The sequence below is a fragment of the Gordonia amarae NBRC 15530 genome (assembly GCF_000241345.1).
In the GTDB taxonomy this organism is placed as follows: Bacteria; Actinomycetota; Actinomycetes; order Mycobacteriales; family Mycobacteriaceae; genus Gordonia; species Gordonia amarae.
In genome coordinates this window covers 314,813-326,982 of the sequence record NZ_BAED01000020.1, presented here as the reverse complement: position 1 = coordinate 326,982, position 12,170 = coordinate 314,813, and the positions used below count along the sequence as shown (strand labels likewise).

Genomic DNA, 12,170 nt, shown 5'->3' with positions numbered 1-12,170 from the left:
GACGTTTCGACACCTGCCGCCACCACCTCAAAACCCAGCCACCAGAATAAGATTCACCCCCGCACCCACACCGTCGTCGCCGCGGGCACCTGCCCGTCGACAATCGGCGCGCTGGAAATCAGTACCTCACCCGCAGGCAGTGGGCACGGCCCGGAACCGAAGTTGGTGACGCACAACCATTCTCCGGGCCGCCGGAACGCGAGCACGTCGTCGGAACCGGTCTCCACCCATTCCAGATCCTCACCGCCCTGAAGTTCCCGCCGCAGCCGCAGGGCCTCCCGGTACAGATTGAGCGACGAATCAGGATCGGCATCCTGGACGGACACCGCACGCTCCCCGAACCACGCGGGCTGCGGCATATGGGCATCCCCGCTGCCGAATCCGAACGATGATCCTTCGGCCGTCCACGGAATGGGCACCCGGCAGCCGTCCCGCCCCACGTCGACGCCGGGGTGCCGGAAGTAGGTCGGATCCTGCCGGTCTTCGGGTGCGAGGTCGCCGACCTCGTGCAGGCCCAGCTCCTCCCCCTGGTACAGGTAGGCGCTGCCGGGCAGCGCCAGTTCCAGCAGGGTCGCGGCCCGGGCCCTGCGCAGGCCGAGTCCGGTGTCGACGTCATCGAGTGACCCCCCACCCAGCAGCCACAACCGGCCGACGTCGATCGACCCGTTCGCGTCGGGCAGCCCGTAGCGGGTGGCGTGCCGGATGACGTCGTGGTTGGACAGCACCCACGTCGACGACGATCCGGCACTCGCGGCGAGCGCGAGATTGACGGCGATGATGTCGCGGAACTGGCAGGCGTCGAAGTCGGCGCGCAGCAGGTCGAAGTTGAACGCCTGCCCGAGACCGTCGGCGCTGGCGTACCGCGACCGCCGGTCGGCCTCCACCCACGCCTCGGCGACGGCGAATCGCGCGGGCGTGTACTCGTTGAACACGGTGCGCCATTCGCGGTAGATGTCGTGGACGTCGTCACGGTCCCACAGCGGATGCGACCCGTCGAGCGGCATGGCCGCGAGTTCGGCGGTGCTGGGCAGTTCCTGCCCGAGGTTCTTGGCGAGTCCGTTGGCGACGTCGATGCGGAAGCCGTCGACGCCGCGGTCGGACCAGAACCGCAGCGTGGTGAGGAAGTCGGCGTGGACGTCGGGGTTGTGCCAGTTGAGGTCGGGCTGTTCCCGGGCGAAGAAGTGGTAGTACCACTGGCCGTCGCCGACGGGATGCCACGCGGGCCCGCCGAACGTCGACTGCCAGTCGGCGGGTGGTTCCGAGCCGTCGGGGCCTGTGCCGTCGCGGAAGATGTACCGGTCGCGCGCCGGTGACCCCTTGGGACTCGCGAGCGCTTCGACGAACCATTCGTGTCGGTCGGAGGTGTGGTTGGGCACGATGTCGACGATCACCTTGATGCCGGCGCCATGCAGCGCGGCCACCATGTCATCGAAGTCGTCGAGGGTGCCCAGGCGTGGGTCCACGTCGCGGTAGTCGTCGACATCGTAGCCACCGTCGGCCAGCGCCGACGGATAGAACGGACTGAGCCAAACCGCGTCCACCCCAAGTTCTTTCAGGTAGGGGACGCGGGAGGTGACGCCGGGCAGGTCGCCGAGGCCGTCACCGTTGGAGTCGGCGAATGAGCGTGGATAGATCTGATACACGGCGGCCTGACGCCACCAGGTCTCGTCGGTCACCGGCCCGAGTCTACGCGCGGGACCGGCCGTCGCACTCCGCTTCGGCAGTGCCCGCGGCGGCGGCCCACGCCACCTGGCCGGGCACCTGTCAGCCGGCCGGGTACTCGCCGATGGCCTGGGCCCCCGAACTCAGCAATGCCACCACCGAGACGACGAATTGCCGCGGGTTCGGCCTGGTCAGCGCCTCGTACACACGGGCCGCTCGCACCCCGGTGAGGGTGAGCGTCTTCACCCCGGGATGTCGCACCGCGTATCGCGGCATCAGCGCGATGCCGTGCCCGGCGGCGACGAGTGCCTCGATGGTGGTGAAGTCGAGCATCCGCTGGGTGACCCGTGGGGCCACCCCGGTGATCGCCGAGATCGACAGCAGCACGTCGTCTACGGGGAATCCCCCCTCGACGCTGATCCAGTCGGCGTCCGCCAGATCCGTCACCCCGACTGCGCCCTGATGCGCGAAAGCCGATGTGGCCGGGACGATCACGTCGAGCGGTTCGCGCATCAACTCGGAGACCGCCACCCGTGGCGACGACAGCGAGGCCGTCCGTTCGTCACGGTGGGTGACGACGATGTCGTAGTCGGTGAGCGCGGGCGGCGCATCGGCGTAGCCGACCTCCAGGTGACCGGCCCGCACATCGATCCCCGCCTCGGCCGCCTTCCGGAGCAGTCGGGGCAGCAGCAGGGTAGCCCCGGACGGGAACATTGCCAGCCGCACGGTGGCATTACCGGACTTGTACGCCGACATCTCCTCGGCCGCCCGGTCGACAGCTGCGATCACGTCGTCGGCCCGCAGCACCAGCGCGTGACCGGCGTCGGTGAGCCGGATCCCCCGGCCGTCGGGTTCGAGCAATTCCACGCCCGCCTCGTCGGCGAGCACCTTGAGCTGCTGCGATACCGCCGACGGTGTCATGTGCAGGGCGGCCGCCACGGCGCCCACCGACCCCCGGTCGGCGAACTCCCGCAGCAGCCGCAGCCTGCGCACTTCCATGCGTGAACGTTACCGCGCCCGGCGGGCCGGGTCGCATGGGTCCCGCTGAGAGGCCAGTCGAAAGGTCAAGATCACATGCGGCCGTGCGCCTTCGCACGCGGTCAGGATGACCGCATGTTGTGACTATGCTCAGCCTATGGCACTTGTCTTTGATACTGACCACTACGAGTATGAAATTGCACCGGAAGTCAGCGTGCTGTGGGGTCTTGCCGCAGTACAAACACTTCCGGATGGAACCGAATCGGACCGGATCAACTACGAAGTCAATAGCCGGATGGAGGCAGAGGCGGCGATCGAAGAGGCCATCCGGAACGAGGCGTCGGCACCAACGTGTATCACTGCCTCACTTCTCAGCACGACGGTTCACTTTGTCGACGGTTCACAGATGGACTTCTGGATACTGTTGGACGTCACCGACTGGCGGTGCCTTGATTGCCGTGTCGACATGCGAACCGTCGATGAGTACTACCTGCTGCGGGACGAGCTTTGGCTCAGCGTAGTGCCTGACAGAGTGGGACACTTGTGCATCGGTTGCGTCGAGACACGGCTAGGTCGACAACTCAGTCCCGATGACTTTCAACCCGGACGAGCGTCACTCGATGGGCGGTACTCGGCCCGGCTTCGTGACCGTACGGGCGTACCAGAATCTTGATGTTTCCGGTCCGGAGAAATCCAAAACCCCTCTGACCAGCCACGTCGCCCGCATATCTACCAAATCGATTGGCAACACCCCGCCCTCACAGAATCGTGAAGTTGCCGAGGAAGCGCCTCGGAGCCTCTACGAGAAGGGTGGGTTCGTATGCACGGAAGTGTGCGAACGTCTGGCTGGCCGGACCTCGCGATATCAACTGTGGGACTGTGCGCTCTGGCAATTCTGGCAAGCATCGGGATTGCTCTCTCATCCCCGTCGGGGGGGTAAGTACCTCGCAGGACACCTTTGCCGGGACACATCTGTATCTGTCTGCAAAGTCGCCTATCGTGCGCTGTCCGGTGTGTTCGACTCCTCACGGAGGACTGAACACGCCAAAAGACAAGCGGTGCCCGGACTGCGCTTCGAAGGGACTGACAATCAAGAAACCGATGTAACCAACTGTCCAATCGGCCTGCGCGTCGGTGACAACCGGGTTGAATAAAGGCGCGCTAGGGAACACTCTCCGTACATGCCCGAGTTATGGGTATGTACGGAGAGCGCTCCCTTACTTGTGGATGTTTCCTGGCGCCAGGTTTTGACCCTCTAAGCACCGCCGCGAAGCAGTACGACTACGAAGTCGTAAACGGTGAGCCCGGACGCGCGTCGGTCGGTGTGGCCACGTTGAAATGACCGGTCGGCGAACTCCCGCAGCAGCCGCAGCCTGCGCACTTCCATGCGTGAACGTTACCGCGCCCGGCAAGCGGGGTCGCCCCGTCAGACGTTCTGGGGTTCGGCCGCCGCTGGTTCGGGCTGCCAGCCCGGCCCCTTGGCGATGTACCCCCAGCGATCACGCCGGCGCTTGGCGTGCCATACGTCGCGGCCGATGGCGGTGAACTCGTGGGTGGCCACCCGCAGCGGGTTGAAGGTGTTGAGATTCTTGGTCAGCCCGAACACCACCTTCTCGTCTTCTGCCTGAAAGGTCTTGAAGATCCGGTCCCAGATGATGAGGATGCCGCCGTAGTTGCGGTCGAGGTAGATCTTGTTGGAGCCGTGGTGAACCCGGTGATGGGACGGGGTGTTCATCACGAATTCGATGGGCTTCCAGAGCTTTCCGACACGCTCGGTGTGGATGAAGAACTGGTAGACGAGGCTGATGGACTGCTGCAGCAGGATCATCCACGGCGAGAATCCCAGCGCGGCAAGGGGAATCCAGTACGGCAGCGAACTGAACGGGGTCCACGGCTGACGCAGTGCCGTCGACAGGTTGTAGTGCTCGCTGGAGTGGTGCACCACGTGACTGGCCCAGAAGATCCGGACGGTGTGGTGGGTGCGGTGGTACCAGTAGTAGATGAAGTCGTCGGCGAAGAACAGCGCCACCCACGTCCATGGATTGTCGGCGGGCAGGCTCAGCGGGCTCAGTTCGTAGACGGCGGCGTAGACGAAGAGCACCACCAGTTTCCAGCCGGCGTTGACCGCCACATTGCCCAGCCCCATCGCGATACTCGTTGCGCTGTCCCGGAGTTCGTAGCCGCGCTCGTCGTCGTCGGGCAGGAAGTAGAACGAGGCCGCCTCCAGCAACAGCGTGACGGTGAAAAACGGGATGGCGTAAAGGATCAGGTCGAACATGTCGGGCTCACTTCGTTGTGGCGAGAACGTCGAGGACGCGGCTGAGCAGGGTCGTGGCGAGTGCGGTGGTGGCCTCGACGTCGTGGTCGGCGATGTGCCGGGCCAGCCGGACGTGCGAGTCGCGGTCGGTGTACTCCTCGAGCAGGCCGAGATGCCGGATGGCCGGGATGCCGATGGTCTCCAGACCCGACAGCATCGTGTTCATCGCCAACCGGTAGGCGATATTGCCGGAGCCGTTGATGACCGCGATCCAGAACTCGATGTCGGCGGCGACGATGGCCTCGGGGGTCACGACCTCGCCGGGTTCGGGATAGGTGGCCGCGGCGTCGAGGACACGTGCGACCTGCTCGTCGTCGGCGCGCTGCGCGCACAGCCGGGCGGCGTCGACGGCGATGGAGCGGCGCATCTCGAACACGTCGCGGATCAACTCGGCGGACGGGACGGCGCCGGTCGCGGCCAGCGCGGTGAGGACGTCGAGGCCGGCGTTCTCGCGCCAGTCGAGTACCCGGGTCTTGTCGCCCTGCGAGATCCGGACGAGCCCGGCCTGGCGCACACCCTTGAGCGCCTCACGGATGGCGTGCCGGTTGACGCCGAACCGGAGTGCCAGCTCACGCTCGGCGGGCAGCGGGTCGCCGGGCGCGAGGCGGCCCGACAGGATCTCCGTGACGAGCCGGCCGAGCACCTCGTCGGAAACCGCTGCACGTTCGATCGGCTGAATCTCCATGCCGATGATCATGAACCATCGAAACTACTCTGGTCAACTGGTTGGACCAGTGCTAAGTTGATCGGGAGCCGGAACCCCAAGTTGTGGCTCAAACCCCGCAAGACGAACCCTGAGACCAGGCAAGACGGCCCCGCCGGATCGCCTGATTTCAGGGTTCGTCCGGTTTCTGATCCGGTCCGTTTCGGCCACGACGCCCAGCGGTCCGGAATAAAGCGGACCGGAGTTCTATTTTATCGGGTATGAAGAACATCGGCTTCCTGTCGTTCGGCCACTGGTCGTCGGGCCCGGGTTCGCAGACCCGCACCGCCGCCGACACCCTGCTGCAATCGATCGACCTCGCGGTGGCCGCCGAGGAGCTCGGCGCCGACGGCGCGTACTTCCGGGTGCATCATTTCGCTCGGCAGCTCGGTTCCCCGTTCCCGCTGCTCGCGGCGGTGGGCGCCAGGACCAGCAGTATCGAGATCGGCACCGGCGTCATCGATATGCGATATGAAAATCCGTTATACATGGCCGAGGACGCGGGCGCGGCAGACCTCATCTCGGGCGGCAGGTTGCAGCTCGGCATCAGCCGGGGATCGCCGGAGCAGGTGATCGAGGGCTACAAGTACTTCGGTTACGCACCGGCCGAGGGCGAGACCGACGCCGACATGGCGCGTCGGCACACCGAGGTGTTCCTGAAGGTGATCGAGGGCGGCGGTTTCGCCGAACCCAATCCGCAGCCCATGTTCCCCAATCCGCCCGGCCTGCTGCGCATCGAACCGCATTCGCCGGGCCTGCGGAACCGTATCTGGTGGGGTGCGGGCACCCGCGCCACGGCTGAATGGACCGCACGCCAGGGCATGAACCTGATGTCGTCGACGCTGCTCACCGAGGACACCGGCGTGCCCTTCCATCAGTTGCAGGCCGAACAGATCCAGCGTTTCCGCGACACCTGGAAAGAAGCCGGCCACGACTGGGAGCCACGGGTTTCGGTGAGCCGCAGCATCTTCGCGCTCACCAACGACACCGACCGCGCCTACTTCGGCCTGCGCGGCGACGACCAGGACCAGGTCGGCATCATCGACAACACCCGCTCCCGGTTCGGCCGCAGCTACGCCGACGAACCCGACAAGCTCATCGAGCAGCTCCGCGAGGACGAGGCGATCGCCGCCGCCGACACCCTGCTGCTGACCGTGCCCAACCAGCTCGGCGTCGACTATAACGCCCACGTCATCGAATCCATCCTCAAGGAGGTCGCCCCAGCCCTCGGATGGCGGTAAAACCCAACGGTGACAATCGAATCGGAATCCAGGTGTCATATAGTGGCACCTGGATTCCGATATGATCGGGTACTACTCAGTCGACAAGGAGCGTCGCATGATTCCGGTGACCTACTATCCGCCGGCGACGCAATGTCTCGTCGAACGCAATCGTGAGCTCATCGCGGACAAGCCGTACGCACATTTCTTTCGCGACGAGTTGTGGTTGCACGACGATGTGCTGCCGTATCTGCGGGCGCCGATGGATCCGGCGCAGGCGCTCCGGCCGCGCGACGAGCTGAATCGACTGCTCGAACCCGGCTACCAGGAGGTCGAGACCGGGTACTGCGGGTTACCCGACGGCAGCGGCTATACCACCAGCCTGACCCGGTTCCCGGGCGCGACGGCCGAGATGTTCCGCTGGTGGTTCTGGTGGCATTCGGTGGAGGCGGCCCGGTACACGCTGTGGTTTCCATGGAATCACGTATCGGCGCTCGCCCAGGACCGCGGCGTGCTCACCGCCCCCGGTCTCACCGACGAGCAGCGGTACATCGGAAACTCTCACGTCATCGACGAGTACATCGGCGCGGACCTGCAGAAGATCACCATCGACTTCGTCCCGCCGGGTGAGCTCGGCATCGACGAGGGAGCCCTCGCCGGGGCCGGCATACACGGCAGCGCCTGCGGATACGTCTCGCTGCGCACACCCGGATTGCGTTGCGCCACCATGGTTCATCTCATCCGCGACACCGACGACGGATTCGAGCTGCGTTCGCGCTACTTCCTCGCCGACCACCTGGTCCTCGGCCGCGGCAACCGCACACTCGACATCGACAAGCTGGTGCCCGCGTCGGCGAAGACCCGCTTCGCCGGGGAGCGCCTGGCCTACGAGCAGCTCCTGCACGACCAGATCGAATTCACTCACCTCGCGAGCTTCCTGCCCGACCTGTACGCCGAGTTCGGCCCCGGCAAAAACTCCCCCTGACACCCGAACCACGGTTTTACCAATCTATTTGGAATCCAGGTGTCACATATACTGACACCTGGATTCCAAATAGATCCGCGCTCGCCGGACCGACAGCGGCTACAGGACTGCGCGGACGGCTGCGGAGAGGCGGTCGAAGGCGGTGCGCGCCTGGGCCGAGAGCGCAGTCATGTTGACGAACCCGTGGATGAGGCCGCTCGCGCGGTCGAGGGTGACCGGGACACCGGCGGCGCGGAGCCGGTCGGCGTAGGCGATGCCCTCGTCGCGGAGCGGGTCGAATCCGGCGATCAGGACGTAGGCGGGCGGCAGGCCCGACAGATCGTCGGCGAGCAGCGGCGATACCCGGTGACCGGACCGGTCGGCCGGATCGGGAACGTAGTTCTCGGTGAACCAGTTGATGCGTTCTGCGGTCAGGTAGTAGCCGTCGGCGAACTCGCGCCGCGACGCCGTGTCGGCCGACTCCGATGAGTTGGTCACCGGATAGATCAGCAACTGCAGGGCGGGCTGTACCGCTTCCCCGCGCACATCCAGCGCCAGCACTGCGGCCAGGTTGCCGCCGGCACTGTCACCGCCGACGACGATCTTGTCCGCCGACACACCCCAGCGTGGTGCGGCGTCGACCACGAAGCGCCACGCGGCCAGCGCGTCGTCGGCTGCGGCGGGGAACGGGTGTTCGGGTGCCAGCCGGTATTCCACCGACACCACGTCGGCGCCGGTACCGATCGCCAGGCGGCGGGCCACCCCGTCGTGGCTCGCCCGGCTACCGAGGACGAAGCCGCCGCCGTGGAAGTACAGCACGATGCCCGACGACTGTTCGCCGGCCCGGTAGCGGGTCGCCGACACATCGTCATTGATCCGGAAGTCCTCGACAACCGCCATCGGCGGGAAGGTCTCGGCGATCATCGCCGACGATTCCTCCATCCGGTGCCGCGACTGGCTCACGGTGCCGCTGACCAGTGCCATACCGGGCACGTGCGCGGCGGCCCACGCGATCATGGCCATCGGTGGATCAAGATGCTCGCCGTCGGAGTTGACACGGGTCCAGCGGCTCAGCGGCGCCACGAGGGCGTCGGGCATCTTCCCCACGGGTTTCACCAGGGCTCGTTTGACCTTGGCGACCAGCGACAGCGGCGGTGTGGTGGCTTGGCTCACGTCCCTGAGCTTACCGTGCCCGTCCACTACCGTGACAACACCCATTGTCGTATAAGGAACCCGCCCCGGCACCCCGCTCCCCCATGCGGCACCTGTGACAAACTCACTCCATGCCCGAGCGTGAACAGCACAACCCGGCCCGGCTGCCGGCCCGCACGACCGTCGCCCTGGCGGCGGCGGGAGCGGCCCGCTGGGCCTCGCGGACCGCCGGACGCGGCAAGGGGTCGATGATCGGCGGCCTCATCGCCGAGAAGATCGACCCGCAGATCATGTCCCGGCTGGCCGCGGGCAAGAAGACCGCCCTGATCACCGGCACCAACGGCAAGTCCACCACCACCCGGATGACGGCCGCCGCACTGGCCGAACTCGGTGAGGTGGCCACGCAGGCCGACGGCGCCAACATGGATGCCGGCATCATCGCCACCCTGTCGCTGCAACGCTCGGCGCCCATCTGCGCGCTCGAGGTGGACGAACTGCACGTGCCGCACGTCAGCGACGCCGTCGACCCGGCGGTTCTGGTGCTGCTCAACCTCTCCCGCGATCAGCTCGACCGTGTCGGCGAGATCAACATGATCGAACGCCGACTGCGCGAAGGGATTTCGCGGCACCCGAACATGGTCCTCGTGGCCAACTGCGACGACGTGCTGGTCACCTCGGCCGCGTTCAACGCCCCGCACGTGGTGTGGGTGGCCGCGGGCGCGAGCTGGGTGGGTGACTCGGTGAGCTGCCCCCGCACCGGCGAACCCATCATCCGTGGTGACGACGGCTGGTTCTCCAGCGGTGACGAGACCTTCCGCCGCCCCGCCCCCGACTGGTGGGTCGATGACGAAAAGATCTACGGCCCCGACGGTTTCGAGGCTGAGCTGACACTCTCGGTGCCGGGCAAGGCGAACCGGGGCAACGCGGCGCAGGCGGTGGCGGCGGCCGTCGCGATGGGTGCCGATCCGGCGAAAGCCGTTGCCGCCGTGGGCACCGTCGGTGAGGTCGCCGGACGGTACGGCGTGCATCAGGTGGGCAATCATTCGGTGCGCACCCTGCTGGCCAAGAATCCGGCCGGCTGGCAGGAGGCGCTGTCGATGATCGATCAGGACGCCGACGGTCTGGTGATCGCGGTCAACGGTCAGGTTCCCGACGGCGAGGACCTGTCGTGGCTGTGGGATGTGCGCTTCGAGGCCTTCGAGACGATGAAAGTGGTTGCGGCGGGCGAACGTGCGGCCGATCTGTCGGTGCGGCTGCTGTACGCGGGCGCCGAACACGTCACCATCGACGACCCGATGAAGGCCATCGCCTCGTGCCCGCCCGGCCGCGTCGAGGTACTGGCGAACTACACCGCGTTCCGTGATCTCGGTGTGGCCCTCGAACGTGCGGAAGGCGGCAACAAGTGAGCGAATCGACCCTGCGCATTGGCCTGGTGCTGCCCGACGTGATGGGCACCTACGGCGACGGCGGCAATGCCCTCATCCTGCGCCAGCGTGCCCAGATGCGCGGCATCGACGCCGAGATCGTGCACATCACCCTCGACGACGAGGTGCCCGACTCCCTGGACGTCTACACCCTCGGCGGCGCCGAGGATTACGCGCAGCGCCTTGCCACCCGACACCTCACCCGCTATCCCGGTCTGCAGCGCGCGGCCGCCGCGGGGCGTCCGGTGCTGGCGATCTGCGCCGCCATCCAGGTGCTCGGTCACTGGTATGAGACGTCGGCGGGTGAACGGGTGGAAGGCATTTCGCTGTTCGACCTCACCACCAGCCCGCAGGAGCGGCGCAGCATCGGCGAACTCGTCACCGACCCGGTACTCGACGGTCTGACCGAACCGCTCAGCGGTTTCGAGAACCACCGCGGCGGAAGCCTTCTCGGCGCCGACGCGAAACCGCTCGGCAAGGTCCGGCACGGCGTCGGCAACGGTGTGGGCGACGGCACCGAGGGCGTGGTGCAGGGTTCGGTGATCGGCACCTACATGCACGGCCCCGCCCTGGCCCGCAACCCGCAGCTCGCCGACCACCTGCTCAAGCAGGCCCTGGGCGTCGACACGCTCGCCCCGCTCGACCTGCCCCAGGTCGACCGCCTGCGCACCGAACGCCTGGCCGCCGCCCGCCGCGGTTAGGCGTATGAGAGCCCGCCGCGGTTAGGCGTATGACAGCCCGCCGTCCGGATTGACAAAACTTCATATATGTTGCCACTCTAAGTTACCGGTCAGTAGCGGTAGGTGCAGCGAGGGTTGAGGAGTGACGCACATGCGTAGGACAGCGGGGACAGGGATCATCGGGCGGTTCGCCCTCGCGGCGGGGGCGGCCGCGCTGGTGGCGACGGGGGCCGGGGTGGCCGATGCCGCGCCGTCGAAGACCATCACCAGCTATGTGGCGCTCGGCGACTCGTATTCGGCGGGCACCGCGATCCTGCCGCTCTCGGGTAAGGGCCAGTGCGGGACGTCGGCGATCAACTACCCGAGCCTGGTGGCCAAGAAACTGCGGATCAAGAACTTCACCGATGTGACCTGCGGCGCCGCGAAGGTCGGCGATTTCACCAAGCCGCAGCCCGTTCCGTCCGCTCCCCCGCAGTTCAACGCGCTGCGCAAGGACACCCAGCTGGTGACCGTCGGTATCGGCGGTAACGACATCAAGCTCGTCGAGCTGGCGGCTAGCTGTATCAACCCGGCCGCCACTGCGACCTCTCGTAACTGCGCACCGCGTCCCGGGCAGAAGGACAAGGTCGGCGCCACGATCGACGCCTTTGCCCCGCAGTACGACAAGGCGATCGCCGGTATCCGCGCCCGCTCGCCGAAGGCCCGGATCCTGCTGGTCGGCTACCCGTTCGCGATCCGCCAGGGTGGTTGCCCGGGCCGTCAGCCGCTCGGCGGTCCTGACGCCACCTACATTCAGGACAAGGTCAGCCAGCTCAGCCGGGTGATCAAGGAACGTGCCGAGGCCAACGGCGTCGAGTATGTCGACATCGAGTCCGCCACCAAGGGGCACGACGCCTGCGCGGGTGCCGAGTCGCAGCTGGTGGGTGTGGTGCCCACGGACGGCCAGTCGCTGACCCCGCTGCACCCGAACGCCGCCGGCCAGCGCACGATGGCCGACACGGTCATCAAGCAGCTCGAACACTGACCACAGCGACCTCATATCCGTGAATCCACCCCGCCGGGCGGCGGGG

At 66.7% G+C, this 12,170-nt stretch carries 11 protein-coding genes; 6 read left to right on the top strand and 5 right to left on the bottom strand.

What is annotated here, in order from left to right:
- Positions 1-53: 53 nt before the first annotated feature.
- On the bottom strand, positions 54-1,676 hold the full coding sequence (locus tag GOAMR_RS06535) for a glycoside hydrolase family 13 protein (RefSeq protein WP_005184488.1): 1,623 nt from the start codon (positions 1,674-1,676) through the stop codon (positions 54-56).
- 88 nt (positions 1,677-1,764) lie between these two features.
- Positions 1,765-2,661, bottom strand: a complete 897-nt coding sequence (locus tag GOAMR_RS06530) for a LysR family transcriptional regulator (RefSeq protein WP_005184474.1) — start codon at positions 2,659-2,661, stop codon at positions 1,765-1,767.
- 136 nt (positions 2,662-2,797) lie between these two features.
- Here GOAMR_RS06530 and GOAMR_RS24460 point away from each other — a divergent pair, with 136 nt between their 5' ends.
- Positions 2,798-3,313, top strand: coding sequence for a hypothetical protein (locus GOAMR_RS24460; RefSeq protein WP_085949037.1), 516 nt, complete (start codon positions 2,798-2,800; stop codon positions 3,311-3,313).
- Positions 3,314-4,066: 753 nt separating this feature from the next.
- Here GOAMR_RS24460 and GOAMR_RS06520 read toward each other — a convergent pair.
- Both GOAMR_RS06520 and GOAMR_RS06515 read right to left on the bottom strand, forming a co-directional pair.
- A complete protein-coding gene (locus tag GOAMR_RS06520; RefSeq protein WP_005184464.1) occupies positions 4,067-4,918 on the bottom strand; it encodes a sterol desaturase family protein in 852 nt (283 codons plus the stop codon).
- Between the two features lie 7 nt (positions 4,919-4,925).
- Positions 4,926-5,642: a FadR/GntR family transcriptional regulator gene (locus GOAMR_RS06515; RefSeq protein ID WP_040514553.1), complete on the bottom strand. Its 717-nt coding sequence runs from the start codon at positions 5,640-5,642 to the stop codon at positions 4,926-4,928.
- A 239-nt stretch (positions 5,643-5,881) separates the two neighbouring features.
- On the opposite strand from GOAMR_RS06515, the gene GOAMR_RS06510 reads away from it, so the two are divergent.
- Together GOAMR_RS06510 and GOAMR_RS06505 are read left to right on the top strand one after the other, a co-directional pair.
- Positions 5,882-6,901 carry an LLM class flavin-dependent oxidoreductase gene (locus GOAMR_RS06510; protein ID WP_005184460.1) on the top strand — a complete coding sequence of 340 codons (1,020 nt, stop codon included), beginning with the start codon at positions 5,882-5,884 and terminating at the stop codon, positions 6,899-6,901.
- 97 nt (positions 6,902-6,998) lie between these two features.
- On the top strand, positions 6,999-7,865 hold the full coding sequence (locus GOAMR_RS06505; RefSeq protein ID WP_005184458.1) for a DAPG hydrolase family protein: 867 nt from the start codon (positions 6,999-7,001) through the stop codon (positions 7,863-7,865).
- A 99-nt stretch (positions 7,866-7,964) separates the two neighbouring features.
- On the opposite strand, the gene GOAMR_RS06500 is transcribed toward GOAMR_RS06505, so the two are convergent.
- The gene (locus GOAMR_RS06500) at positions 7,965-9,017 is read right to left on the bottom strand and encodes an alpha/beta hydrolase (RefSeq protein WP_040514495.1); all 1,053 of its coding nucleotides are present in this window, start codon (positions 9,015-9,017) and stop codon (positions 7,965-7,967) included.
- Positions 9,018-9,127: 110 nt separating this feature from the next.
- Here GOAMR_RS06500 and GOAMR_RS06495 point away from each other — a divergent pair, with 110 nt between their 5' ends.
- The 3 genes from GOAMR_RS06495 to GOAMR_RS06485 all read left to right on the top strand — a co-directional run bounded on the left by GOAMR_RS06495 (position 9,128) and on the right by GOAMR_RS06485 (position 12,124).
- Positions 9,128-10,402, top strand: coding sequence for a Mur ligase family protein (locus GOAMR_RS06495; protein WP_005184454.1), 1,275 nt, complete (start codon positions 9,128-9,130; stop codon positions 10,400-10,402).
- Positions 10,399-11,121 carry a type 1 glutamine amidotransferase gene (locus GOAMR_RS06490; protein ID WP_005184451.1) on the top strand — a complete coding sequence of 241 codons (723 nt, stop codon included), beginning with the start codon at positions 10,399-10,401 and terminating at the stop codon, positions 11,119-11,121. Before GOAMR_RS06495 ends, GOAMR_RS06490 begins: the two co-directional genes overlap by 4 nt.
- 130 nt (positions 11,122-11,251) lie before the next feature.
- Positions 11,252-12,124: an SGNH/GDSL hydrolase family protein gene (locus GOAMR_RS06485; protein WP_005184448.1), complete on the top strand. Its 873-nt coding sequence runs from the start codon at positions 11,252-11,254 to the stop codon at positions 12,122-12,124.
- Positions 12,125-12,170: the final 46 nt, after the last annotated feature.